This is a genomic window from Synechococcus sp. RC10A2, from assembly GCF_047502605.1.
Map to the genome: position 1 here is coordinate 42,399 of NZ_JANSHP010000054.1, position 24,198 is coordinate 66,596.

Here is a 24,198-nt window from a genome sequence, read left to right on the forward strand (position 1 = left end):
CTCTTGTTAGCTGATTTAACAAAACGTTTTATCCGCAGTTTGGGCTGCAACCGGCTATGGCTCGCATACTCATCATTGAGGACGACCCTTCAATTCTGGATATTCTGCGTATCAATCTGGAGTTGGCGGGCTATGAGGTCGTGAAGGCCACCGATGGGGTACGCGGACAAGCACTGGCTCTGCAGGTTCTTCCGGATCTCATCATTCTCGACCTGATGCTGCCCCAGGTGGACGGCCTGACGGTTTGCCAGCGCTTGCGGCGGGAGGAGCGCACCAGCGAGATCCCGATCCTGATGCTCACCGCCCTCGGCCAAACCCAAGACAAGATTGAAGGCTTCAACGCTGGCGCCGACGACTACCTGACCAAACCCTTTGAGGTGCAGGAGCTGCTGGTGCGGGTGCGGGCCCTGCTGCGACGTGCCGATCGCATTCCCCAGACGGCCAAACACGGCGAGATCCTCACCTATGGCCCCCTCACCCTGGTGCCAGAGCGCTTCGAGGCGGTGTGGTTTGGCAAAACCATTAAGCTCACCCACCTGGAGTTTGACCTGCTCCACTGCCTGATGCAGCGGCACGGCCAGACAGTCTCCCCCAGCGAAATCCTGCAGGAAGTGTGGGGCTACGAGCCCGACGACGACATCGAGACCATTCGCGTCCACATCCGCCATCTGCGCACCAAGCTGGAGCCGGATCCGCGCCACCCCCAGTACATCAAAACTGTCTACGGGGCGGGCTACTGTCTGGAGCTGCCCAACATTGCCGATCCCCAGCCGCTGCAGCCGGAACTGGCAAAAGACTCCTCTTCCCCGTAAAAACCACCTGCCGTAGGAGAGCTAAAAGTTCCCAGAGGGCTGGCAAGCGCTGCTTAGCTCGCCAATGAAGGTCATTAGCCTACTCACTGATTTTGGTCTTCAGGATCCCTACGTGGGCATTCTGAAGGGGGTGATTTGGGGGATCGCGCCCCAGGTTCAGTTTATCGACCTTAGCCACGAAATCCCGCCTCAGGACGTGGCAGCGGCCCGTTTTGCCTTGATGACGGCCTATCCCCATTTACCTTCTGAAACCATTCACCTAGCGGTGGTAGATCCAGGGGTGGGGAGCAGCCGAAGGGCGGTGGCCATCCAAACCCAAGGAGGCTATTTGGTCGGCCCTGACAATGGCCTCTTCAGCGGCGTTCTGGAGCAATCCCCACCTCTAGCTGCTGTGGAACTCAACCGACCCCGCTATTGGCGCACCCCCTCCCCCAGCCGTACCTTTCACGGGCGGGATATTTTTGCCCCCGTGGCCGCCCACCTGGCCAACGGGATCCCCTTGGCAGAGTTGGGGGATCCCTTGGATGTGGCCGAGCTGGTTCGCTGGGACTGGCCGCCACCTCAGGCAGAACCCGACGGCGGCCGCGGCGTGATCCAGTCCATCGACCGCTTCGGCAACGGCATCACCACTCTCCCTGGCAACTGGGTAGAGGGCCGCAACTGGAGGGCCTGGATCAAGGGGATCACCATCCGCTCCGCCGCCACCTTTGCCGAGGGAAGCGAGGGCGAGCTGCTTGCCCTGGTGGGCAGCTCCGGCTGGGTGGAGATCGCGCAAAACCGGGGCAACGCCAGCCGCACCTTGGATTTCAAAGTAGGGGACGAGGTGCGCGTGCAGTGGGATAGCTAGCCGAACTCCCTCCCCCCTGCCCCCTCTCGCTTGGGGAGAAGGGAGACTAGGCAGGCTGGCTTTCCACCGTTAAAGTTTCCGGCTCAGCTGCGGAAGTTGAGGTTCCTATCTGAACTTTGACCGCCCGCACGGCATCGGCCTTGGGCAGGGTGAGGGTGAGAATGCCATCCCGGTAGATGGCCGAGACTTTTTCCGGCTGAATGCTTTTGGCTAGCTTGAGGGTGCGTTGAAAAGGCTGAGGCTCCACCTCTTGGTAGCGTAATTCAGCACCTTCAGGGCCTTGAAGCTGGATCTCACCGCTGATGGAGAGCTGCTGGGCTGTGGCCTCGATGTGGAAGCGTTCCCGATTGGCCCCCGGCGCCCACAACTGGACGATGTAGGCTTCGCCGCTCTCCCAAACCTGTAATGGCGTGGGGAAGAAAGTGCGAGGGTGCTCTCCAGAGCTCTGCTGCCTCGGGAAGTCAAGGGTGCTTTGCTGCACGCGCACATCGAGGATGGGGGTGAAGTAAACCAATTGCATAGCCGCTCCTTGGGTAGTAGGGTGGACAATTCTTGAAAAACCGGTCAACAGGGGTAACAACCGGATCCCACCGTTCTACAGAACTCCCCCCACGTCGGAAAAAGCTGTATTGAGACGAGATGGGATCCAAACCCCGTTCTGCTTCAATGATCCAAGACCGCTGTTGCCAGCAGGGAGGGCAAACCGATCCAGCTAGGGGAGGATCCCATCACCTTTCTCCAAAGTTCACTTTGGACAACCTCATCTAGAGCCAGCGGGATCCCTGTCGCAACCTTTTCTCTGCCGGTTCGATCGGCTTCTGCTGAGAATGCTGCCGCCAGACAGCTTGACAGAGGCATGGGCGTTAGGGCCGCGCGGTAACAGCCTGGATTCTCTAACAGTTCAGCACAGTTTATCAAAGCTTAAAAGTCTAACTCTAGCTTCAATTGAAGTTGTTTGGTTAGTCTCTCAGTTTGGTAGCAAGTTTTGAGAGAGACCTGACAGACAAGGCAGGCCGCCTCTAAGATGGCCTTCAAACCAGGACAGCTTGAGCAGTGGGATCCCATGTACGTGTATTGCCCAGAAGAAGTTTTGGAGGCAGGAGCGCCATACAACCTTGAGGAGCTGATAGAACGGCTGGAGCAGGGGGATCGCACCCTTTTAAGCCGGTTGTTCGACGTTCGCTACCCCTACTGGAAACGCAACCTCCGGCGCAACGTTCGCTTGGTGGCTGATCTGCGCTATCTGGGAGAGGTGCCGGTTTTGGTCTTGTTTGGCCTTTGGGGGAGAGGCAGCCACGAGTACCGAGAGTTCCTGGAGCGGCGGCAGGATCCCAGCTATCAAGAGCGGGTGAGGAACTGGGTGTCTGACGATCAGCTACAGGCATGGCTGGCACAAAGGCAAGCGGAAAATGAACAAGAAGAAGCGCGGCAAAACCAGCTCCTCCCTCTGCCCAACGAACTGTACGATTGGATACAGTTTTTAAATACTCCCAACCGCCAGGAGCGGCTTGTGTTGGAAAGCGGGGAATGGGTTCGGCAAGTGCAAGCCCTTTCTCTAGAACAGCGGCGCCAAGTGTATCGGGCGGTAGAGCAATTCATCATTGGCGATGAGAAAGGGAATCTCTACTGGAAACTACCACTGTTTTATCCAGAAACTGAGGTTAGGTGCTGGCGGGAAGGCTCGATACATCTGGCTATCAGCCTGGTGCAGGTATGTGAGCAGGAAAAAGTCTTATCTCCATTTTTAATTGGAGTTTACGACCACGCTCCGGAGCAGAGAGAGCGGTTTGACCTGGGGCGCCGAACTTGCCTATTTGGGAGGGGGGCCGATCAGCCGGATATTCTCCAACACCCACAATCTTTAGAGATTTGGAAGCGATATGCCCGCCGCGCCTACCCCGACTCCATGGTTGCAGATGAAAACGTCTGGCTGGAAATCCAGGAGACTACAGAGGGGAACTTAGCTTTGTCGATGGAGGAAGAAGAAATTCTCCAAAGCACCTCTATGCCTCTACTAATCAACGGGCGAGCTGGGAGCGGCAAATCTCTGATGTTGTATTACCGTTTTGCTGATTACTGCAGCCATTACCTGAAGGATTCAAGCAAAGGAAGCTTTCAGTACCGTCCTCTCTTTTTAACCTATAGCCCGAGTCTAGTACAGCAAGCCCGCAGCAAGGTAAGTACAATTTTGCGGGTCAACCATCGTTACCGAGAGAGAGGCAGTGACTTCTCAGAAGGGGAAATTGAGCGATGTCAAGCTTTCTTTAGCACCTTCCAGGACTACCTGTTAAGCTGCCTTCCACCAGAGAGACAAGAACGCTATCAACCGGAGCGATATGTCAATTTTTATCGATTCCGGAGCTGGTACCGCGGCCGCAGTGATGTAGAATTAGCTTGGCATACGATTCGTACTCTGATCAAGGGCTATGGAGTAAGCGACTACTTGGATCCAGATTGCTATCGGGAATTGCCTCAAGCCGACCGCACTGTAAATGTAGAAGTCTTTGATCGAATATACGAGCAAGTTTGGCCGGGTTATCAAGAACGAACTACCTACGGAAGCTACTGGGACGATCAAGATTTGGCTAGGGATGTGTTACAGAATGGTTTTCTTAGATCAATTCACCCAGTCATTTTCTGTGATGAGGTTCAAGACTTTACCCAGCTTGAACTGAATATTGTTTTCTGCTTGTCCCCCTGGGGAAAATATAAGTTGGATTGGGCTATCGAGCGTTTACCTTATGCTTTTGCTGGGGATCCTCTGCAAACTATCAATCCTACAGGATTTCGTTGGGGTGCCCTGAGGAGGTATCTCTACGAGCATATCCGTGCTTACTTGTTGCCCGGCCATTCTCTCGAGATTCCAAGTCCCCGGGAGTTAAAAAATAATTACCGCTGTAGCCCTCAGATTACTCGTTTTAGCAACCTTATCAACTTGTGGCGGCGAGTTCTTAGCAATGATCGGGGGATTTGCCCACAGCAGCCTTGGCGTTTTCAGGAACCGGGGAGGCCAGCTCAAAAGTTTGTACTGGATGGCCAAGACAAGAACTTAACTCAACATGAGCTGAGGAGTATGCTCAGGAACAGCACGGGTACAGTTTGCATCCTGCCTTGTTCTATAGGAGAGGAGCTGGACTACGTGCGCCAAGATCCCGACCTCCAGAGGGTTTTTGCCGAAGAGCTGGAGCAAAATCTCAAGCCGGCGCTGCTGCAGACTGTTACCGCTGTCAAGGGCATGGAGTTCAAAAAGATCATTCTCTACAAGTTTGGCGACTGCTATCGACAAAACTTTAGCCGAAGGCTTAACCACTACGCTCAAGAAGCTGCAGAGAAGGTATCCCTGCAACTACATTATTTTCTCAACCAGCTATACGTTGGTATTACCCGCCCCATCGAAGCCTTAGCTGTTGTGGATACTGCAGCCGGCTGGCGGGAATTCTGGGATCCTGCCTTGGAGATTGACTTTTGGCTCAATCACTCTCATTTGCAGCCCGATCGATCCCAATGGCAAACGCATCCGCCTGTACTGGCCGGCTTCGCTCAAGGCACTGGCATCCAATACTGGACGGATAAAAACTTACAGGATGTGCTGGACTTGGCTCTTGGGTTTCTTAGGCAAGGGGTAGAGGAGGGAAATCCTGAGCTCTTGGAAGATGCGCGCGCCTTTGCTCGGCAGGCAGGCAACCAGAAATTAGAACAGGAATGCCAAGCTTGGATCCTCAAGCTGCAGAGGGATTACGTTTCTGCAGGCCGTCAGTTTTTAAGCTTGGAAAGATCCGCCCTACCCAATAGAAATCTCATCCGAGAAGCCTGGGAGTGCTTTTGGAAGGCAAAAGCTTGGTCAGAGTTGCAGCAGCATCGTTCTACTCACTTTGCCAGGTGCTCCGAGATCCCTAACTACGGTCCTCTGGTGGATTTGATGGTGGTAACCCAAAGCAGCTCTGCCAAGTCCATGGAGCGCTTTCGACAGATAGTTCGAGTGCGAGATTGGTTGAGCGTTGAGGTCAGCCCGAAGCATTCGGATCTGACTTGGAAGGTTTGTGTGGAGAAGTTTTTGGCGGAGCTGGAGGAAGTTTTCGATAACCTAGGGACTTTTTGTCCTAAGCCGGAGGATCGTGAACTTTTTTGGCAAGAGACTCTTGAGGCTTTGAGGGAGCGTTTGGCCTTTCTTGGCCAGCGGCAGCCGTTCGCAGGGCAATATCACAAGATTCTCGGCATCTGTTATTTCCAGCAACAAAAACTTGAGGAGGCAGTTGCCATTTGGGATCAAGGTGGCCAAACGGAGCATTCCCGCTACTACCGAGCCAAGATCCAATTGGAGAAGCCGCCTGGCCAGGTGAGGTGGCTATCCAAAGACCGGCAGGACGCAGCAGTGGTGAGCAAATGGCAGGAGGCGGGACGTCCCCTCGCGGGCGAGTGGGAGGAGTACATCAACGACGTCATTCTCAGCCTGGAGCGCTTGAAAGAGTGGCCGCTGCTGCTGCGAATCCTGATCCGGCGCCGCGAGTGGTGCAGGCTTTGGGAAGTGGTTCAGGCCCACCCACAGGCGTGGCAGCGCGGACATGACTACGAGTTGGTGGCCAGCATGGCTCGAGACATGGAAACCAACTGGGATGAGCTGAGGTGGAAGCTCCCTGGACTGCGGGATTTTCTGCAGGAAGTGGTAAGCAGTGTGCGCGGGGAGCACGCTTGGTGGCTGCAGCCGCTGGAGGTGGGCCTAGCCTACGAGCGACTGGGCTGCTACCGAGATGCGCTCAGGTTTTATGAGCGCTTTGCTGAAAACAGAATCGGTAGAATCCCAAGATGGCAACGCTCTCAGATTCGGCAGCGCTGGCTTTTGGTTCACAAGAAGTACAGAGATTCTCTGCAGGCGGAGGGACGACCGACCGATCTTTTGGCGGAGGAGTTTAGCCGCGCTCAAGAGCGCTGGCGTGAGCAACTGCCCCAGGCAGAGCCCGAGCTGGAGGAATGGGATCCCTGGCCACATGACTTCGTGGAGCACCCCAGCCCTGTTCAAAGTTGGCTGCTGCAGCGGGAGCAAACTGAAGCTCAGAGACTGCAAGTGGCAATCCGCGAGGAACTGAAGCGGCTCAACGAGAGGCAGCTCCAGCAAGTTCATAGCCTGATTCAGCGATTGCTCGGCCCAGGTTGAGAAGGAGTTGGAAGTAGAGCCAACTACCGCAAGATCTGCCGCAGCCGCTCCAGGGCGCGTTGGTTTTCTTCAGGGGTGCCCACCGTTAGGCGCAGCCCGCCGCCGGTACAGCGCACACAAGTTCCCAGCTCTTGCCAGGCCCGCTGCAGATCCTGGGGATCCCATCCTGCCACCCGGAAGTAGAGAAAATTGGCCTGGCTGGGCCACACCCGCACCCCCGGCAGTTCCTGCAGGGCTTGGTAGAGGGCATCTCGTTCCTGACGGATGAGGGGTAGGTCGGCCAAAAACTCCTCGGCATGTTCCAGGGCGATCTGAACGGCCCACTGGGAGATGGCCGAGAGATTGTAGGGCAGGCGGATGGAGTCCAGCACCTGGATAAGCTGCGGATGGCCGATGGCATAGCCCACCCGGTGAGCTGCCAGGCGAAAGGCTTTGGAGAAGGTGCGCAAGATAACCCAGTTGGGGTGCTCCGCCAGCTTGGGCAGGGCCGTGTGCTGGCTGAACTCAAAATAGGCCTCATCGAGGATCACCAAAATCTCGGCGGGCAACCCTTCAACCCACTCCCACTCAGCGGTGCTCAGGCCATTGCCGGTGGGCGAATTGGGATCTACCAAGCACACCACCCGCACCCGCTGCTCCGCTACGGCCTGTTGACACCGCCCCAGATCCAGAGCAAACGTCTCGGGATGGCGGGGCACCCGCACCACCGGGATCCCCAGGCTCTGGGCTAGGATGGCGTACATGGAAAAGGTGGGCTCTGCAACCAAAACGCTGCCCCGCTCGCCCACACAGGTGGCGATGAGCAGGGAGCGGATTAGCTCGTCGGAACCGTTGCCCAGGCTAATCTGGGCCGGATCTGCCCCGGCATAGGCGGCGATGGCCTGCTTGAGGCCCTGGTGATGAGCATCGGGGTAGCGGTTGCTCGGGATCCCTTTTTCCCAGAGGAGGGAGAGTTTCTGCTTGAAGCCCACCGGCCAATCCCAGGGAAACTCGTTTGCATCCAACTTGTCGGCAGCTTGGGGCGGCACGGCATCATAGGGCTTGAGGTGAAGCAAATCCGGGCGCAGATACCGCAAGGCACACATCTCCCTACCCTAACGGAGCAAGGTACCTATAATAGCAGGGCTGACCCGCTTGCCGATGTAGGCTACAGTGTTCCTAACAGGTACGGGGCTGACGGGGCTCGAACCCGCAACTTCCGCCGTGACAGGGCGGTGCTCTAACCAATTGAACTACAGCCCCAGGAGCTGCGAATACCTATTCTGAACTTAGATGAGGATGGTTGTCAATCATGGTATCTAGTCTGGCGGCCCAGGCAGCAACGCTGGTAGAGGAGGCCCCGCAGAACGGGATCCCGACAGCGGCGATGCAGCAGGTGGCGGAGGTGCTCACCCAGGTGGCCCAACACCTGGATCACCTGCAGTACACCACCTTGCGCTACCCCGATGGTGGCTGGCTGACGGTGCGGGTGGTGGAAAGCTCCGCCGGGGCGGACTCCCCCCCAGAACCCGAGCCCCCCGGCCATCTGTGGATCCCGGCCTTTGGCCACCTGGAAGATGCCCAAGCCACGCTGGCGGAACTTCGGCAGCAAGCGCCGGACTTAGAGGCCACCTCCTTTGGGGTTTTGGAGCTGCTGTTTTTGGCCCTGGGCCTTTCCCGCGCCGAAGGCATCGTCTTTTACGACCAGGCAGGGGATCGGCGGCAAGGGAAAGCCGTGGCCTGCCGACCTCTGGCGGAGCAGGTGAGCCAGGCCCTCCGCAGAGGCCTTCCTCCCATAGCCTAAGGCGGGAACGGATCTGCTCTAGCTCAAGATGGCACCCTGGCGGCGGGCGAACTCCCGCAGCTTCCTATCCATCTGTGCCCCTCGCAGATCCGCTTTGTAAAAGCTGGTGAAGCGCTTGCCCTTTTCTTCGGCTTGGCGTGGCAGGGAAGTTCTGCCGCCTGCAGACCAGAGCACCGACCCGGCTACCACCAAAGCCATCCCAGCCGCCCCCAAGGCATAAACCACATTGCGCGTGGCGAGATGGACGAGCAAAAACGCCAGGCTCCCGGCTCCCAAGAGCCCTCCCAGGCCTGCTAGGATCTCGCCCAAGGTTTTGGCCGAGCCGAGGAGCCGGCTCAAAAAGCGCAGCCAGCGGGGTTGCGGTGTGTTGAAGCGGATCCCGCGCAGATCGGCTCCCTGCAGGTTGGCCCCCGAAAAATCGGCCCCCCGCAGGTCGGCGCAGCGCAAGTCGTAACCGGCTAAGTTCTGGTTGGCAAAAGACTTGCCCCGCAGATCCGCCCCCGCCAAAGACGGGATGCGCGGCGGGGTGGCTGGCTTGATCTGCCCGCCGCCGGTGATGCGGCTGGCTTGGCCCAGTTGGGTAAAACCGGTGGTGCTCCCCCAGCCGGTGGGAACCGATCCCAGGGGCAGCATGTCTCCCGCGCCGGGCCGAGGGAGCGGCGTAGGCGAGAACCCATCTGTTCGGGCAGGGGGGGGGGAGGTTGAACGGCGTCTGGTCCAATGGTCGGAGATCAGCAACGGGCTGGAGCCGGCAGTCAAGGGAGAAGGGGGCAAGATGACCGGCGAGGAAGGCGGGCCCTCCTGCACCGGGATCCCTTGCAGAGCCCGCAACGCCTCGGTAGCCGTGGCAAAGCGCTGGCTGATAACCGGGTGCAGCATGCGGCGCAAAATGGCGTCGAACTCGGGGCTGAGCTGCAGGCGATCCGACCAATCCCATTGGCCCGTGTTGTGGTCGTAAAACTTGGCCGGCGACTCCAGGGTCATCAAGTTGAGGCAGGTGGCGGCCAGCGCGTAGAGATCGCTGGCGGGGCCTACCGCCTGGCCGGCCATCTGCTCCGGCGGAGAAAAGCCCAGGGAGCGAATGGCCGTTCCCTCCTCCGACAACGTGTGGCCTGGCCCAAGCTGCTTCACCGCCCCAAAGTCGATTAGCACCAGGCGGCCATCTTCTTTGCGGCGAATCAGGTTGGCCGGCTTGATGTCGCGGTGGACGGTGTTGTGGCTGTGGACATAGCTGAGGATGAGCAGCACCTCCTGCATCACCTGCCGAGCCTGTTCTTCGGAAAAAGGCCCGTTGCGCCGCATCTCCTGGGCAAGCGTGATCCCCTCAATAAACTCCTGCACCAAGTAGAATTTGCCGCCTTCTTGGAAGTGGGCGTAGAGCTTGGGGATTTGCGAGTGCTCCCCCAGGCGCTCCAACACCTCGGCCTCGCGGTTAAACAGTTCCTCCGCCAGCCTGGCCAGTTGGGGCGAATTTTCAGCCGGGCGCAACTGCTTGATCACCCGCCAGGGCTTGGAGGGCATGTCCTCATCGCGGGCCAAGAAGGTGGCGCCAAATCCCCCCTGCCCCAGACGCTTGAAGGCGCGATAGCGATTGCGCAGCAGCAGCGGCTGCCCGCAGAAGGCACAGGTGGAGGCAGCCGGGGGATTTTCCGGCCGCAGACAGTCCGGATTGAGGCAGTAGCAGTTGGGCATATCATTCAGGCGCTACCGGCTGACGTCTAGGTAACCGAGACGGGGCCGATGGGCGGGCAAGCAAGTTGCTAGAGATACATCTAGCCTAGACCAAGGAGAGAAAAATCTTGCGCATCCGCCTCGAACAGGCTGATCCTAGCGTTTGCCCACTTGGGCTCAATCAGAGAAATCGCTTAGATTGTGTCGCTTTGGGGAGCGACACTGGCCCCATCCGAGAGCGGGAGTTCAACTGCCCCAGAGCCAAAAAACCTAGAATTGATCAATACAGTTACCCTTTGCCTTGGCCATGTCTCCATCCTTCTCCGGTGCCGCCATCCGGCAGGCTTTTCTGGATTTCTACGCCCAGCGGGGCCATCAGGTATTGCCCAGCGCCTCCTTGGTGCCGGAGGATCCGACGGTGCTGCTGACCATCGCCGGCATGCTGCCCTTCAAGCCGATTTTCCTCGGCCATCAGGATCCACAGTACCCACGGGTCACGACTGCCCAGAAATGCGTGCGCACCAACGACATCGAGAACGTGGGACGGACGGCCCGCCACCACACGTTTTTTGAGATGCTGGGCAACTTCAGCTTTGGCGACTACTTCAAAAAAGAAGCCATCACCTGGGCCTGGGAGCTGGTGACAGAGGTGTTTGGCCTGCCGCCAGAGCGCCTGGTGGTGAGCGTCTTTCGAGAAGATGAGGAGGCCTTTGCCCTCTGGCGCGATGCGATCGGGATCCCACCCCACCGCATCCGGCGCATGGGGGAGGAGGACAACTTCTGGGCTGCCGGCCCCACCGGCCCCTGTGGCCCTTGCTCGGAGATCTACTACGACTTCAAGCCGGAGCTGGGGGATGAGCAGATCGACCTAGGGGACGACTCTCGCTTTTTGGAGATCTACAACCTGGTGTTCATGGAGCTGAACCGGGACAGCGAGGGCCGCCTCACTCCCTTGGCCAGGCAAAACATCGACACCGGCCTGGGACTGGAGCGGCTGGCTCAGGTGCTGCAGGGAGTCCCCAACAACTATGAGACCGATTTGATCTTCCCTATTGTGCAGAAGGCGGCCGAGATTGCCCGGGTGGACTACTTCCAGGCCAGCCCCGAGCAGAAAGTCTCCCTCAAGGTAATTGGGGATCACGCGCGGGCGGTGATGCATCTCATTGCCGATGGGGTGATCCCCTCCAACGTGGACCGGGGCTATGTGCTGCGGCGGCTGATCCGGCGGATGGTGCGCCACGGGCGCCTCTTGGGGATCGGCGAGCCCTTTACCCTGCCGGTGGTGGAGACGGCCATCCAGTTGGCGGAGGCCGCCTATCCGGAGGTGCGGGAGCGGGAGGCGGTGATCAAGGCCGAGCTGCAGCGGGAAGAGGAGCAGTTTCTCAAGACCCTGGAGCGGGGGGAACGGCTGCTGTTTGATCTGTTTGCCAACGTCACGGCCAGTGGCGCGCCCAAGCAGATCTCGGGTGCCGACGCCTTCAAGCTCTTCGACACCTACGGCTTCCCGTTGGAGCTGACCCAGGAAATTGCCCAGGAGCGCGGCTTTAGCGTGGATGTGCAGGGCTTCGAGCAAGAGATGGAAAAACAGCGGCAGCGGGCCCGCGCCGCCCACCAAACCCTCGACGTCACGGCCCAGGGATCCCTGGACGAGCTGGCCGAGTTTTTAATCGAGACGGAGTTTTTGGGCTACAGCCAGTCTTCTGCCCGCGGCGTGGTGGAGGCCCTGCTGGTGGAAGGGAAGTCGGTGCCCCAGGTAGAGGCCGGGCAGTCGGTGCAGGTGGTTTTGGATCGCACGCCTTTTTATGCGGAGTCCGGGGGCCAAATCGGGGATCGCGGCTACCTGGCCGGCGACGGAGTGTTGGTGCGGGTGGAGGATGTGCAGAAGCGGGGGGATCTGTTTGTCCACTTTGGCCGGGTAGAACGGGGGATCCTGCGGGTGGGGGATCCGGTGCAGGCCCAGATTGACCTGGCCTGCCGGCGGCGCGCCCAGGCCCACCACACAGCCACCCACCTGCTGCAGGCAGCCCTGAAAAAGGTTGTCGATCCCTCTATTAGCCAGGCGGGATCTCTAGTGGCTTTTGACCGGCTGCGTTTCGACTTTACCCTCTCGCGTCCCCTCACCCCCGAAGAGCTGCAGCAGGTTGAGGATCTGGTCAACACCTGGATTGCCGAGGCCCATCCTGCGCAAGTCTCCATCATGCCCCTGGCAGAGGCCAAGGTCAGGGGGGCAATAGCCATGTTCGGGGAAAAATACGGCGCCGAGGTACGGGTGGTTGACTTTCCGGGGGTGTCAATGGAGCTCTGTGGCGGCACCCACGTCAGCAACACTGCCGAGATCGGCCTGTTCAAGATCATCTCCGAGAGTGGCGTAGCGGCCGGGATCCGCCGCATCGAGGCGGTAGCTGGGCCGGCGGTGCTGGAATACCTAAACGAGCGGGATAGCGTCGTGCGGGAGCTGAGCGCCCAATTCAAGGCCAAGCCCCAGGAGATCCCGGAGCGGGTGGCGGCTTTGCAGGCGGAGCTGAAGGCCGCCCAGAGGGCGCTCGAGGAGGCGCGCAGCCAATTGGCCTTGCTGCAGGCAGAGCGGCTCCTGCCCCAGGCTGTAGCTGTTGGCAATCTGCAGATCTTGGCGGCGGAACTGGGATCCACTCCCCCCGAGGCGCTGAAAACTGCTGCCGAACATCTGCTCCACAAACTGGGAGAAGGGGCAGTGGTGCTGGGATCGGTGCCGGAAGCTGGCAAGGTCAGCCTGGTTGCGGCTTTTAGCCCGGCGGTGCAGAAACTTGGTCTCAAAGCGGGCTCCTTTATCGGCGAGATCGCCAAGCTGACAGGCGGCGGTGGCGGTGGGCGGCCCAACCTGGCCCAGGCCGGCGGCAAACAGCCAGAGAAACTGGCCCAAGCCCTGCAGGTGGCCCAGGAGCGGCTACAGGCAGAGCTGTCTTCAGGCTTGGGCAGTTAGGAGCTGCCGCCTTACCCCATAATGAAAGCCGGGGATTTTCCGCGCCAGCCATGACGCCCAACAGCTTGTCCAGTGCCATCGATCTCAGCCAAAAGCGCATCTTGCTTACCGGAGGGAGCGGCTTTTTGGGCAAACACGTCCTGCAGCAGTTGCAACTCCTGGGGGTCAAGCCGGAGCAGGTGCGGATCCCACGCTCCCGCACCCACGACCTGCGCCGCTGGGAGGTCTGCCAAGAGGTGGTGCAGGGACAAGATGTCGTCATCCATTTGGCGGCCCATGTGGGCGGCATCGGCCTCAACCAGGCCAAGCCGGCGGAGCTCTTCTACGACAACCTGATCATGGGATCCCAGCTCATCCACGCCGCCTACCTGGCGGGGGTGGAGAAGTTTGTCTGCGTGGGCACCATCTGCGCCTATCCCAAGTTCACCCCCGTCCCCTTCAAGGAAGAAGATCTCTGGAACGGCTACCCGGAGGAGACCAACGCCCCCTACGGCATCGCCAAGAAAGCCCTGCTGGTGCAACTGCAGGCCTACCGGCAGCAGTACGGCTTCAACGGCATCTACCTCCTGCCGGTAAACCTCTACGGCCCCATGGACAACTTCGATCCGGAAAGCTCCCACGTGATCCCGGCCTTGATCCGCAAGGTGCATGAAGCCCAGCAGCGGGGCCAGAACTACGTCGAGGTGTGGGGAGATGGCAGCCCCACCCGCGAGTTTTTCTACGCCGAAGATGCGGCTCGGGGAATTCTCCTGGCCACCCAGCTCTACAACAGCCCTGAGCCACTCAATTTGGGCACCGGCGAGGAGATCTCCATTCGGGATCTCATCGCCCTCATCTGCGAGCTGATGGAGTTTCGGGGCGAGATCCGCTGGCAAACCGACAGGCCCAACGGCCAGCCGCGCCGCTGCTTGGACGTCTCCAAAGCCCGCGAGAGGATAGGTTTTGTGGCCAAGGTGAGCCTGCGGGAGGGGCTGCAGCGCACCATCGAGTGGTACCGCCGCCACGCCCCGGCAAACTAGGCAACAACCTGGCTCTCCAGGCGGCCATCCTCCATGTGCAACACCCGGTCGGCAATGTCGAGGATGCGGTTGTCGTGGGTCACCATGAGGATGGTGCAGCCCTGCTCTCGCGCCAACTTCTCCATCAGGGTCACCACCTCGCGGCCCGACTTGCTGTCCAGGGCTGCGGTCGGCTCGTCGGCCAGCACCAACTTGGGGTGGCTGACCAGGGCCCGCGCGATGGCTACCCGCTGCTTCTGCCCTCCCGAAAGCTGCTCCGGGTAGTAGTGGACGCGATCCCCCAAACCCACCGCCGCCAGCATCGCTTCTGCCTGCTGCTGCACCTGTTGAGGAGAAAGGCCGTTGTGCAGCTCCAGGGCCATGCGCACATTTTGGGCCGCCGTCAGGGAGCGCAGCAGGTTGTGGGCCTGGAAGATGTACCCCACCTGGCGGCGGATCTGGATGAGGGTGTTGGGCTTAGCGCCCCGCAGCTCCTGCCCCAACACCCGCAGGCTGCCCTCTTGCACCGAGCGCAAAGCTCCCAGGAGCGTGAGCAGCGTGGTCTTGCCGGAGCCAGAGGGGCCGGTCAACAACACGATCTCCCCCGGCTGCAAAACGAAGTTGATGTCAAAAAGCACTTGCTTGCGCAGGGATCCCTCGCCAAAGTAGTGGTTCACCCCTTCGGCTTTGACCACCGGCTCAACGGCATGTTGGGTGGAAGCGAGGGCAGCTTGATCGAGAAGGGAAGGCAGCATAGGGAGCTCAAAATCTCAAACAACTTGGGTTGACAATTCAATTCAGTAACCGCTTGGGCCATCATCGGAACCGCCGCGATTGAACCATCCAGAAGCCTATTGAAGGGATCCCAGAAGTCTTTGGGCAGTTGATCAAGCTATTCAACAATCCATCTGCCTCCTCCATTCTTGCCAAAACTTAGAAAATGTCGGCGGGATCGGCTGCCCGCAGCCGCCGCACGGCAATGGCCCCCGAGATAAAGCACATGCTCACTGCCAGCAGCAGCACCAACACCGCCCGGTTGAAGGTCATGGCGATCGGCAGCAACGTAGCATTGGCCGTCAAATCGTAGAGCAAAACTGCCAGGGCAAAAGCTGGAATATACCCCAAGCCGGCCAGCAAAATAGCTTCTTGAAACACCACCCCCAACAGGTAAGTATCCGTGTAGCCCATGGCCTTGAGGGTGGCATATTCCGCCAGGTGATCGGATACATCGGTGTAGAGGATCTGATAGACAATCACAATGCCGACGATGAAGCCCATGGCCACCCCCAGGCCGAAAATAAAGCCGATGGCCGTGCCCTCCTCCCAGTAGCTTTGCTCCATATCGATAAACTCTGCCCGCGACAGCACCCGCACATCTTCCGGCAGCAAGGCCCGCATCTGCTGCACCAACGGCTGGGGATCCACTCCCGGCTGCAGCTGCACTACGCCGATATCCACCAGGCCGCGCTCCCGCTGGGGAAAGATGCGCAGGAAGTTGAGGTCGCTGGTGAGGATGGTGCCATCGGCGCCAAAGGTGGCCCCCATCTTGAACAGGCCCCCCACCTGGACGCGGCGGTTGCCTACTTCAGTAAAAACTTCTCGACCGGCCTCAAACCACTCCGGGATGGGGCCAAACTCGCTGCGGGAGCGGCGGTCGAAGAGCACCACGTCTGCTTTCTTGATCTCCTCCAACTTGTCGGGGGTCAGCTCCGGCAACTCCAGCAGGTCGGCAGAGGGATCCACCCCCACCACAAAGATGCTGCGGGTGCGGCGGGTCTGGGGGTTTTTCCAGAGGGCAAAGCCCACATAGACGGGCGAGATGGCCCGTACCCCCTCAAAGCCCAACGCCTGGTAGAGCCGCCGCTGGGAAAAGGTGTTCATGGCAATGAGGGCGTTGGACTGGGGGCTGACCAGGAAGATCTCCCCTTTGAGGGCGACGTGGAAGCGGATGGCGCTTTCCAAGAGGCTGTCCTGGAAGCCCAACTGCATGAACATGAGAATGCAGGCAAAGGCAATGCCCGCCAGGGCCACCAGCAGGCGGATCTTCTCCCGCGTCAACTGCAGCCAGGCCAAGGGGATGCGCCGCCCGATAAACGCTACGCTGAACAGGCCGGACATTCCCCCCTCCTACCCCTCGACCTCGATGGCCACATCCACCTGCAGGTTGGTCAGGCCGGCCACGCGGGCGCTGCTTTCCGGATCCAGGCGGATGTACACCTCCACCACGCGGGCATCCACATCGGCGGCGGGGTCGGTGTTGAGCACGTCTTTTTTGCCGATCTGCAGGCCCACCCGCTCCACCCGGCCCTGCAGCGTTTCTGGCAGCGCGCGGTTGCTGATGGTGGCCCGTTGTCCGGGCCGCACCCGCAGGATGTCGGTTTCGTAGACCTCCGCCACCACCATCATCTGGTCGGTGTTGCCCAGCTCGAGGATCCCTGTGTCGGCAGCGATAACTTCCCCAGGCCGCGTGCGGATCTTGAGCACCTGGCCGGCCCGGGGGGCGCGGATGAGGGTGCGCTCCAGACGGGCCTCCGCCAGCTCCAGGTTGCGGGCCAGGGATCCCAGTTGCACTTGCGCTTGCGCCCGCCTCAGCCCCGCTTCAGCAGCTTGCACCTGGGCTTGGGCGTTGCGCAGATCCCGCTCGCGGGCCAGGCGCAGTTGATCCAGAGTGGCCTCGGCAGCCCGCAAGTCCTCCTGCCGTTGCCGCACCAGCAGAGCTTTCTGGTCTAGCTCCTGCTGGGAGATAGCCCCCTCCTGCCACAGGGCCTGGAAGCGAGCCAGGTTGGCCTCGGCATCGGCCAGCTCCGCCCGAAGGCGCTCCACCACCGCTTCCTGGGATCGGATCTGCATCTGTTGCGGTTCGTCTAGGCGGCTGAGGCGGGTGCGCGCCTCTTCCACTTGAGCTTGGCCAAAGCGGGTCTCGGCCTCCAGCCGGGCGCGGGCTTCTTGGAGTTGGGCAGCAGCATACTCCCGCTCGGCCAGGCGCTCTCGATAGCTTTCCAGACGGGCCAACACTTGCCCCGCCCTCACCCGCTCCCCTTCGGCCACTAGCAGCTCTCCCAGTCGCTCTCCCGGAGGGCCGGCCACCCGCACCACCTCTCCTTCCGGCTCCAGGCGACCCAGGGCGCCAACGCGGGGAGGTAGCCGCGTCTCCTCCGTTGCATTCTCTGATACGGATTGGGTGGCCGCCTGCTGGCTCAGGCCCAGCCAGGCCAGCCCAGTTCCGGCCAGCAATCCAGCTCCCGCAATAGACCAGAGTAGCCGCTGATTCATCGTTCCCTACTCGTTGAGTTTTGCGGTTGAGGTCGGTCGTTACAGTTGCAATTCTTTAATAAATGTAAAGTTTATGGGGCAAGGATGTCCAGGTTTTTCTCATGTGTTTATTTTTCGGGTATTCGTTTTTCTCCGGCTTGTCTTCGGTTGTCGACCTTCGTCGGCTACCTAACCCAAGGGATTCCTGATATGATCTGCCGTGTCCGGGGCCTTTCTGCAGGTGCCGATTTCTAGGTGTGGTGCGAGGAGTGAGGTGGAGTTGCGATGGTGGAAACAGTTGGGGGGAAAGATGCCGTTGCGCCGGCGCCAGCTCGTTCTCCATCTCCGCCTGCGAAAAATTTAGATCCGTTGAACCCGCTACTTCCGGCTTATCATTTTGTCGGGATCGGCGGGGTCGGGATGTCGGCTCTGGCTTACATTTTGGCCAAGCAGGGGTTTCGGGTTTCAGGGTCGGATATTGCCGCCAATGGCCGCACCCGTCGCCTGGAAGCCTTGGGGGTGCGCTTTATTCAGGGGCACACTCTGGAGGGTTTGGCCGGGGATCCCCAGGTGGTCTACTCCAGCGCCATTCGCCCCACCAACCCGGAATTAGCGGCGGCGCTGGACAAGGGACTAAAGGTTTGGCATCGAGCCGATTTGCTGGCTGCCCTGTTTAACCATCGTCCCAGCATTGGGGTGGCGGGCACCCACGGCAAGACCACTACTAGCAGCATGATTGGCTACATGTTACTGGCGGCGGGCTGGGATCCCACCTTGATCATCGGCGGGGAGATGGACGCCTGGGATGGCAATGCCCGTCTAGGCCAGGGGGAATACCTGGTAGCCGAGGTGGACGAGTCGGATGGATCCCTGGTGCGGCTCTATCCCCAAATTGGCGTGATCACCAACATTGAGCTAGACCACCCGGATCACTACGCCAATCTGGAGCAGGTGATCCGGGCCTTTCAGCAGTATGGGCAGCAGAGCCAAACCCTGGTGGCCTGTCTGGACTGCCCCAACGTGGCCACCCACCTCAAGGTGGACATCGGCTACAGCCTGGCCGGCCATCCCCAAGCCCAGTACCAGGCCCGTCAGATCCTCTACACTGCCGATTGCACCTCTGCCGAGATCTGGGAAAGGGGATCCCTCCTCGGCCAGCTCCGCCTGCAGGTGCTGGGATCCCACAACCTCAGCAATGCTCTGGCCGCGGTTGCCGTGGGGCGGCAGCTGGGCTTGGAGTTCCCCGTGATTGCCTCTGCTCTGGCCCAGTTTCCGGGAGTGCGGCGCCGCTTTGAGCACAGGGGCGAGGTGGGTGGGGTCACCTTTATCGACGACTATGCCCATCATCCCAGCGAGATTCGGGCTACGCTGCGGGCGGCACGGCTGCAGCAGCGGCGGGTGGTGGCGGTGTTCCAGCCCCATCGCCACAGCCGCTTGGCCAAGTTGTTCCAGGACTTTGCTTGCTGCTTTGCGGATGCGCAGGTGGTGGTGATCGTGCCCACTTATGGGGCGGGAGAAGCAGCGCCTGAGGGCTCCGACAGCTTGCGGCTGGCCGTGTCGGTGGCGGAGCACCATCCCCATGTACGTTATGTGTCTTCTTTGCCGCAATTGCCGCAGGTGTTGCCGTCTATCTTGCAACCTGGAGATCTGGCAATTTTTTTGGGCGCAGGCGATCTCAATCAACAGATAGCCGCTACGATGCGGGCCTATGCGGCTCGGCTGGGGGAGCAGCCTCTGGCAAACTTTGAAGGGAAATTGCCGGGGCAAGCGGAGGATGGGATCAGGGAGATGGGGGCTTCTGAGGTATTGGCATCATGACTACAGCTCCCTGCGTGCCCAATGCCTCAAGCGTTGCCCGACTCTCTGGACGGATTCAAGCGGGGATCCCCTTGGCCCCTCTGACCAGCTTTCGGGTGGGCGGCAAGGCGGAGTGGTATTGCGAGCCGCACAACAATCTGGAGCTGCAGCAATGTTTGGCCTGGGCGCGGGCGCAAGGGATCCCGGTTACACTGTTGGGGGCGGGCAGCAACCTGCTCATCAGCGATGCCGGCCTGCCGGGGCTGGTGATCCACACCCGGCGTTTGCGCGGGATGCAACTGTTGGAGGGGGGGAGGATCTGGGCCGCTGCCGGAGAACCTTTGGTTAACCTGGCGCGGGCAGCCGCCAAGCGGGGCTGGAGTGGCTTGGAGTGGGCCATCGGGATCCCGGGCACGCTGGGGGGAGCGGTGGTGATGAATGCCGGCGCCCACGGGCGCGCCATGTCGGACGTGTTGGTGGAAGTGCAGATTTTGGATGAAGAGCAGGAGCCCTGCCGCTTAGAACCGGTCGATCTGCAATTTGGCTACCGCCGCTCGCGGCTACAGGACTCTCCTTGGACGGTGACGGGGGCAACGCTGCAGTTACTCCCAGGCCGGGATCCGGCTCAGGTGCAGCGACAAACCCAGCGCCACCTCAACCAGCGCCTGAGCTCTCAGCCCTATCATCTGCCCAGTTGTGGCAGCGTCTTTCGCAACCCCGAAACCTATCCTGCCGGCTGGCTAATTGAGCAGGTCGGTCTGAAGGGCTACCGGATTGGCGGGGCCCAGATCTCCGAGCGCCATGCCAACTTCATCCTCAATTGTGGTCAGGCCAGCGCCAACGACATCTACCGTCTGATTTGCTTGGCCCAAGAAAAGGTTTATCAACGATGGTCGATATTCCTAGAGCCAGAAGTGCGCATTCTGGGATCTTTTGACGATCCTTTGATAAGTTAATTTGGCCTACCCCATTTTTTGATGATTGGATGGTTCTGATCTTGAACTGTCCTCACCAGTCCTTGATGGATTCTCGTTGATTATTTTGCGTCAGTTTATGGTTAGGGCACGGCTACTTTACGTCGCTTAATTGCACAACTAATTGCACAACTCAATCAGTCCCCCACAAGCGCGGAAGAACGCCGCTATTTGATTGGCGGGAACGGGAACACCGCCACGAAGATCTGAACTAGGATCCGGCTTCAGAGCGGCACAACGACTGAAACTCGAAGGGACTCCGCCCGCTACGGGATCCCGAGCAGCCATCGCCAAGTTTCGTTTTTGAACAGGATCCACACCCCTAATCTCATCAAAATCCAGGGTACCCAGCGCTCTCCCTGTTCAGCCAAGATCTTGGCCACTTCCGGTTGCACCGTCAGCCTTTGAGCCATGGCAAACCACAGCCCTTTCATCAAAAAGAAAATTATAGAAAAGAGAGCCAACTGGAGAGGGGTGCTGCCGGCAAACAAAGGAACGTACAAGCTGATGTTATCCCCGCCATTGGCAAAGGTGAGGAGCATGGACAGCAGAGCTGGCGAGGGCAAAAAGAGCAGCCCAGTCTTTGCGGGTGGTCGATCTTGCAGTTTTTCCAGCTCTTTCGACAGGGCTTCTTCCGCTTCAGATCGCCACAATTTCCAGCCGCCCACCGCCAGCGGGATCAGTCCCAGCAGGCCAATGGCAGATGGCGGCAGCACCAGGCCCCCCAAGTACCCCAAAAGGCTGATCAAGATCAATCCTGCCAAGCCCAAGTAGCCCCCCAGCTAAACCTGCCAGCCCTTCCAAGTAGGTTGGATCTGCACCTGGGCAAACAACACAACCAGCACAAAAAAGTCGTCGATGTGGGTGGCAATAAAGGCGAGGATCCCTTCCGCCAGCGTTGTCCAGAAAAGAGGGAGGGGCATGAGCTTAAGAAGTGGGGAAGAGGGCGCCGATATCGACAAGGTGAAGCTGCACCAGCCCGAGGATCGCCAAAGTGTAGGCAGTAGAAGAAGCCAAACTAATAACGAGATCGCGCTTTAGGTTGCGGGGTTTATCCCCTTGCTCAACCACATCAGTAGCGCCAAACTGCATCAGGAGAAGGCCAATCAAGTTGGAAAGCCAGTACCCGGCAAGGGTTCCTCCCAAAAGCCACTGGGGCTGCCACAAGCTGCAGAGGTAGCCAAATCCATAGGCAATGGGTAGGTTGAAGAACAAATCGTTCCACCAGGAAAAGGGCGAGAGCATAAACCCCAAAACCAGTAAAATGCCACCTCGGAACTTCCTCCCCATCGGCTCTGTCTTCCGCGTTGCGTCTCCCTAATGTTACTTCACAGTGCTTCATGACAACCCAGAGAGAATGCCTGGCCCTGCACCTGGGAGAATGGCACGGGCTCTTTTCCGAGTATCGACCCACCGCCCACGGCTGGGAGCTGGTGGGCCAAAAGCGCAGCCTCATCACCTTTGAGGCTTTGGATCGGGACGCAATCCGCCAAACCAATGCCTACTACCCCCTAGAGGGATCCCCTACCCCAACAAGCCGCCAGAGCTGGGTCTATCAAGATTTCTCGCCCGGCTTGCGCTTTTTCCCCGATGGCTCCTTTTCCAACGGGCGGCTGCAGCTGGCACCGTTTGGCGATTTTGCCGTCGAGCAGGGCTTTCTTTGGGGAGAGCGCAAGGCGCGGGTGGTGCAGCAGTGGGATCCCCAGGGCCGCCTGGTGCGGGTGACGGTCATCTTGGAGCGGCGCGGCCAGGTGCTGGATCTTGGGGCCGACTTTCCTGCGCTGACCCAAGCGCAACTGGGAGAGGCCTTGCAAGGGCGATGGCGGGGGATCGCCCAGAGCTTTTCTGCTGCCGATAGCTTGCTCAGCGAAACTCATGTAGATCTCTCAGAGTGGGCCAGCCCTTGGGATCCCTTGCCGGGGGGGCTGTGGATGGGCGGGCCGGATCCCTTGCCCATCCCCACCCTTCATCGGGATCGCCGCTTTTCCCTCAGCCTGAGCTGGTTTCCGGAAGGGCCGGAGGGCCGCCACCTGCTGCGCCTGGTGCGCGACTACGACGAGGGCGGCGCCTGGCAGCGGGTTACGCTGATGCGGCTGGAGCGGGATCCGGGGTGAGAAAGGCGCAGACCTGGGCAAACACCGTCTCCCGCTCGCAGTCCAAGGTGAGAACGTGGTCGGAGCGCTCCAGCCAATGCAGGGTCTTCTCGGCGGATCCCAGCTCTTGATAGAGCCACGCTGCCTGTTCAGGATCCACTACTGTATCTTGGCGAGATTGCAGGATCAGGGTGGGAACCCGGATGCCAGCCACCTCTCCCTTGACCCGCTCGATCAGCTCCAGAGCGCTGCGCACCGCCGTTAGATTGAAGCTGCGCAAATAGGCCACTCTTTCTGCCAACGCGCGGACATCGCCATCCCGAATCGGCAGGCGAAAGCGGGGAACCTCTTCCAAGAGCCAGCCCAGGCTGTTGAGGTACTGCTCCGGGCGAAAGAGATAGTACCAGCGGTGGCGAATGGCAAAAAACGGCGCCAGCAGGACCAATTTGTGGACAGGGTGGGCAAAGGCCAGGTGCAGCGCCAACAGGCAGCCGGTGGAAAACCCCACCAGCGAAAGGCGCGGGTACTCCTGCTGCAGCGCCAGGTAATGTTCCAAAACCCGCCCGTACCACTCCGTCCAGCGGGAAGGGGGCATGCGGGGTGCCGGGCGGTCGTGGCCGGGATAGTTAAACCCCTGCACCGTCAGGCCGGCTGCCAACAGCCGCTCCGCCAGCCACTGCAACTCGTAGACGCCACCCCCCAACCCGTGCAGCAGCAGGCAGGCATGATCCCCTCTTCCCCGCCACAGAAAAGGCTCGTTGCTCAGCATAAAACCTCACCTCAGGACGGGATCCCTTTTTAACCCAGGGCAATATCCAGCAGCAGCATCACCACAAACCCACTGAGAACGCCAAAGGTGCCCTCCCGCTCCAACCCCTGCCGGTGCGACTCGGGGATGATCTCATCCGAGATCACAAACAACATCGCACCAGCGGCAAAGGCCATGCCCCAGGGCAGCAGCGGCTGAGCCAAAGTGACCACCGTCGCTCCCACGATGCCGCCGATGGGCTCTACCAGCCCGGTCAGCAGGGCAATGGCAAAAGCAAACAGCCGCGAATACCCCTGGCTGGCCAGCGACAAGGCCACCACCAGCCCTTCCGGCATGTTCTGCAGGCCGATCCCCAGGGCCAGCGCCAACCCATCGCTGACTTGGCCGGTGGCAAATCCCACCCCCACCGCCAGGCCTTCCGGGAAGTTGTGCAGGGCAATGGCAATGATGAAGAGCCAGATCCGCTTTAGGTGGGCGCGGTTCTCCCCTTCAGCCCCTTTGAAAAAGTGCTCGTGGGGAAAAAGCTGGTGGGCACTCTCCAGAAAGATCGCCCCCAACAACAGGCCCGCCACCATCACCACGGCCGCCCCGAACTGGGAATATCCCAGCGCCAGCGCCGCCTCGGTGCCCGGCACCACCAGTGAAAACGAGGTGGCGGCCAACATCACCCCACCCCCAAACCCCAGCAGGATCCCTTGCACCCTCTCCGAGAGCGAGGGAAGAAACAGCGCCGGCAAAGCCCCCAGCCCCGTTGCTAACCCGGCCACGAAGCTGGCCAGGGATCCCATGGCAATTGGATGCACAAGCCACTCTCCGTCAAGGACAAACGCCTCTCAATTTTCCCCTTTTTTCAGCAGGCTAGGAAACACTGGCTCTTTCTCCTCGACGGTTGAAGATTGCTTTCTAGCTGCTGAGGCGCAGCTTGCTACTTTCCCGGGCTCGTAGATCCCGTTCATCTGCCAAGCAGCATACAACCCGGATGTCAATATTCTTCGTCACTCCCAATAAACTCGCTTTGACGCTAGACTCTTTGCAAGTACAGCCTGTTAAGGGCTCAAGGGGTACAATAGCAGCACTTAGCAAACCAACTT

Annotated in this window: 20 protein-coding genes and 1 tRNA gene; 9 read left to right on the plus strand and 12 right to left on the minus strand. The window is 59.9% G+C overall.

The window, feature by feature from the left end:
• Window positions 1–56 precede the first annotated feature (56 nt).
• Window positions 57–812: a response regulator transcription factor gene (locus tag NW848_RS07240; protein ID WP_011430714.1), complete on the plus strand. Its 756-nt coding sequence runs from the start codon at window positions 57–59 to the stop codon at window positions 810–812.
• Between the two features lie 64 nt (window positions 813–876).
• Entirely contained in the window at window positions 877–1,659 is a 783-nt protein-coding gene (locus tag NW848_RS07245) for an S-adenosyl-l-methionine hydroxide adenosyltransferase family protein (protein ID WP_011430711.1), read from the plus strand.
• Window positions 1,660–1,705: 46 nt separating this feature from the next.
• Here the strand turns inward: NW848_RS07245 and NW848_RS07250 are convergent, their stop codons facing one another.
• Window positions 1,706–2,179, minus strand: a complete 474-nt coding sequence (locus NW848_RS07250; RefSeq protein WP_011430710.1) for an Hsp20/alpha crystallin family protein — start codon at window positions 2,177–2,179, stop codon at window positions 1,706–1,708.
• Between the two features lie 1,020 nt (window positions 2,180–3,199).
• Here NW848_RS07250 and NW848_RS07255 point away from each other — a divergent pair.
• The gene (locus NW848_RS07255) at window positions 3,200–6,811 is read left to right on the plus strand and encodes a hypothetical protein (protein WP_414510857.1); all 3,612 of its coding nucleotides are present in this window, start codon (window positions 3,200–3,202) and stop codon (window positions 6,809–6,811) included.
• A gap of 23 nt (window positions 6,812–6,834) precedes the next feature.
• On the opposite strand, the gene NW848_RS07260 is transcribed toward NW848_RS07255, so the two are convergent.
• Both NW848_RS07260 and NW848_RS07265 read right to left on the minus strand, forming a co-directional pair.
• A complete protein-coding gene (locus NW848_RS07260) occupies window positions 6,835–7,896 on the minus strand; it encodes a histidinol-phosphate transaminase (protein ID WP_011430707.1) in 1,062 nt (353 codons plus the stop codon).
• An 83-nt stretch (window positions 7,897–7,979) separates the two neighbouring features.
• Window positions 7,980–8,053, minus strand: a tRNA-Asp gene (locus tag NW848_RS07265).
• A gap of 49 nt (window positions 8,054–8,102) precedes the next feature.
• On the opposite strand from NW848_RS07265, the gene NW848_RS07270 reads away from it, so the two are divergent.
• Window positions 8,103–8,594 (plus strand): hypothetical protein, encoded by a 492-nt coding sequence (locus NW848_RS07270; protein WP_011430706.1) that lies wholly within the window; start codon window positions 8,103–8,105, stop codon window positions 8,592–8,594.
• An 18-nt stretch (window positions 8,595–8,612) separates the two neighbouring features.
• On the opposite strand, the gene NW848_RS07275 is transcribed toward NW848_RS07270, so the two are convergent.
• Window positions 8,613–10,286, minus strand: coding sequence for a serine/threonine-protein kinase (locus NW848_RS07275; RefSeq protein ID WP_011430705.1), 1,674 nt, complete (start codon window positions 10,284–10,286; stop codon window positions 8,613–8,615).
• A 286-nt stretch (window positions 10,287–10,572) separates the two neighbouring features.
• On the opposite strand from NW848_RS07275, the gene alaS reads away from it, so the two are divergent.
• The gene (alaS, locus tag NW848_RS07280; protein ID WP_099813066.1) at window positions 10,573–13,224 is read left to right on the plus strand and encodes an alanine--tRNA ligase; all 2,652 of its coding nucleotides are present in this window, start codon (window positions 10,573–10,575) and stop codon (window positions 13,222–13,224) included.
• Window positions 13,225–13,274: 50 nt separating this feature from the next.
• Window positions 13,275–14,243, plus strand: a complete 969-nt coding sequence (locus tag NW848_RS07285) for a GDP-L-fucose synthase family protein (RefSeq protein ID WP_041438425.1) — start codon at window positions 13,275–13,277, stop codon at window positions 14,241–14,243.
• Here NW848_RS07285 and NW848_RS07290 read toward each other — a convergent pair.
• From NW848_RS07290 to NW848_RS07300, 3 genes are all read right to left on the minus strand, one after another.
• Entirely contained in the window at window positions 14,240–14,977 is a 738-nt protein-coding gene (locus tag NW848_RS07290; protein ID WP_011430702.1) for a DevA family ABC transporter ATP-binding protein, read from the minus strand. The two genes, NW848_RS07285 and NW848_RS07290, sit on opposite strands and share 4 nt — an antisense overlap.
• A gap of 178 nt (window positions 14,978–15,155) precedes the next feature.
• Window positions 15,156–16,340: an ABC transporter permease DevC gene (devC, locus tag NW848_RS07295; RefSeq protein ID WP_011430701.1), complete on the minus strand. Its 1,185-nt coding sequence runs from the start codon at window positions 16,338–16,340 to the stop codon at window positions 15,156–15,158.
• Window positions 16,341–16,349: 9 nt separating this feature from the next.
• Window positions 16,350–17,495 (minus strand): ABC exporter membrane fusion protein, encoded by a 1,146-nt coding sequence (locus NW848_RS07300; protein WP_011430700.1) that lies wholly within the window; start codon window positions 17,493–17,495, stop codon window positions 16,350–16,352.
• A gap of 264 nt (window positions 17,496–17,759) precedes the next feature.
• On the opposite strand from NW848_RS07300, the gene murC reads away from it, so the two are divergent.
• Both murC and murB read left to right on the plus strand, forming a co-directional pair.
• Window positions 17,760–19,292: a UDP-N-acetylmuramate--L-alanine ligase gene (gene murC, locus NW848_RS07305; protein WP_099813067.1), complete on the plus strand. Its 1,533-nt coding sequence runs from the start codon at window positions 17,760–17,762 to the stop codon at window positions 19,290–19,292.
• Window positions 19,289–20,227 (plus strand): UDP-N-acetylmuramate dehydrogenase, encoded by a 939-nt coding sequence (gene murB, locus NW848_RS07310; protein WP_099883796.1) that lies wholly within the window; start codon window positions 19,289–19,291, stop codon window positions 20,225–20,227. Before murC ends, murB begins: the two co-directional genes overlap by 4 nt.
• A gap of 284 nt (window positions 20,228–20,511) precedes the next feature.
• Here the strand turns inward: murB and NW848_RS07315 are convergent, their stop codons facing one another.
• Genes NW848_RS07315 through NW848_RS07325 form a run of 3 tightly spaced genes read right to left on the minus strand, consistent with a single transcriptional unit; the run spans window position 20,512 to window position 21,535 of the window.
• Window positions 20,512–21,015 (minus strand): cadmium resistance transporter, encoded by a 504-nt coding sequence (locus tag NW848_RS07315; RefSeq protein ID WP_049749765.1) that lies wholly within the window; start codon window positions 21,013–21,015, stop codon window positions 20,512–20,514.
• A 12-nt stretch (window positions 21,016–21,027) separates the two neighbouring features.
• Entirely contained in the window at window positions 21,028–21,168 is a 141-nt protein-coding gene (locus NW848_RS07320) for a hypothetical protein (RefSeq protein ID WP_011430697.1), read from the minus strand.
• A 4-nt stretch (window positions 21,169–21,172) separates the two neighbouring features.
• On the minus strand, window positions 21,173–21,535 hold the full coding sequence (locus NW848_RS07325) for a hypothetical protein (RefSeq protein WP_071813522.1): 363 nt from the start codon (window positions 21,533–21,535) through the stop codon (window positions 21,173–21,175).
• Between the two features lie 50 nt (window positions 21,536–21,585).
• On the opposite strand from NW848_RS07325, the gene NW848_RS07330 reads away from it, so the two are divergent.
• Window positions 21,586–22,359: a DUF3598 family protein gene (locus NW848_RS07330; protein WP_099887409.1), complete on the plus strand. Its 774-nt coding sequence runs from the start codon at window positions 21,586–21,588 to the stop codon at window positions 22,357–22,359.
• Here the strand turns inward: NW848_RS07330 and NW848_RS07335 are convergent.
• Entirely contained in the window at window positions 22,325–23,107 is a 783-nt protein-coding gene (locus NW848_RS07335) for an alpha/beta hydrolase (protein WP_414402449.1), read from the minus strand. The two genes, NW848_RS07330 and NW848_RS07335, sit on opposite strands and share 35 nt — an antisense overlap.
• 29 nt (window positions 23,108–23,136) lie before the next feature.
• Window positions 23,137–23,910 (minus strand): ZIP family metal transporter, encoded by a 774-nt coding sequence (locus NW848_RS07340; protein WP_414402450.1) that lies wholly within the window; start codon window positions 23,908–23,910, stop codon window positions 23,137–23,139.
• Window positions 23,911–24,198 lie beyond the last annotated feature (288 nt).

Coding starts and splice junctions, on each gene's coding strand:
- NW848_RS07240 (WP_011430714.1), top strand. CDS start 57: ATGGCTCGCATACTCATCATTGAGGACGACCCTTCAATTCTGGATATT.
- NW848_RS07245 (WP_011430711.1), top strand. CDS start 877: ATGAAGGTCATTAGCCTACTCACTGATTTTGGTCTTCAGGATCCCTAC.
- NW848_RS07250 (WP_011430710.1), bottom strand. CDS start 2,179: ATGCAATTGGTTTACTTCACCCCCATCCTCGATGTGCGCGTGCAGCAA.
- NW848_RS07260 (WP_011430707.1), bottom strand. CDS start 7,896: ATGTGTGCCTTGCGGTATCTGCGCCCGGATTTGCTTCACCTCAAGCCC.
- NW848_RS07270 (WP_011430706.1), top strand. CDS start 8,103: ATGGTATCTAGTCTGGCGGCCCAGGCAGCAACGCTGGTAGAGGAGGCC.
- NW848_RS07275 (WP_011430705.1), bottom strand. CDS start 10,286: ATGCCCAACTGCTACTGCCTCAATCCGGACTGTCTGCGGCCGGAAAAT.
- alaS (WP_099813066.1), top strand. CDS start 10,573: ATGTCTCCATCCTTCTCCGGTGCCGCCATCCGGCAGGCTTTTCTGGAT.
- NW848_RS07285 (WP_041438425.1), top strand. CDS start 13,275: ATGACGCCCAACAGCTTGTCCAGTGCCATCGATCTCAGCCAAAAGCGC.
- NW848_RS07290 (WP_011430702.1), bottom strand. CDS start 14,977: ATGCTGCCTTCCCTTCTCGATCAAGCTGCCCTCGCTTCCACCCAACAT.
- devC (WP_011430701.1), bottom strand. CDS start 16,340: ATGTCCGGCCTGTTCAGCGTAGCGTTTATCGGGCGGCGCATCCCCTTG.
- NW848_RS07300 (WP_011430700.1), bottom strand. CDS start 17,495: ATGAATCAGCGGCTACTCTGGTCTATTGCGGGAGCTGGATTGCTGGCC.
- murC (WP_099813067.1), top strand. CDS start 17,760: ATGGTGGAAACAGTTGGGGGGAAAGATGCCGTTGCGCCGGCGCCAGCT.
- murB (WP_099883796.1), top strand. CDS start 19,289: ATGACTACAGCTCCCTGCGTGCCCAATGCCTCAAGCGTTGCCCGACTC.
- NW848_RS07320 (WP_011430697.1), bottom strand. CDS start 21,168: ATGCCCCTCCCTCTTTTCTGGACAACGCTGGCGGAAGGGATCCTCGCC.
- NW848_RS07325 (WP_071813522.1), bottom strand. CDS start 21,535: ATGGGGAGGAAGTTCCGAGGTGGCATTTTACTGGTTTTGGGGTTTATG.
- NW848_RS07330 (WP_099887409.1), top strand. CDS start 21,586: ATGACAACCCAGAGAGAATGCCTGGCCCTGCACCTGGGAGAATGGCAC.
- NW848_RS07335 (WP_414402449.1), bottom strand. CDS start 23,107: ATGCTGAGCAACGAGCCTTTTCTGTGGCGGGGAAGAGGGGATCATGCC.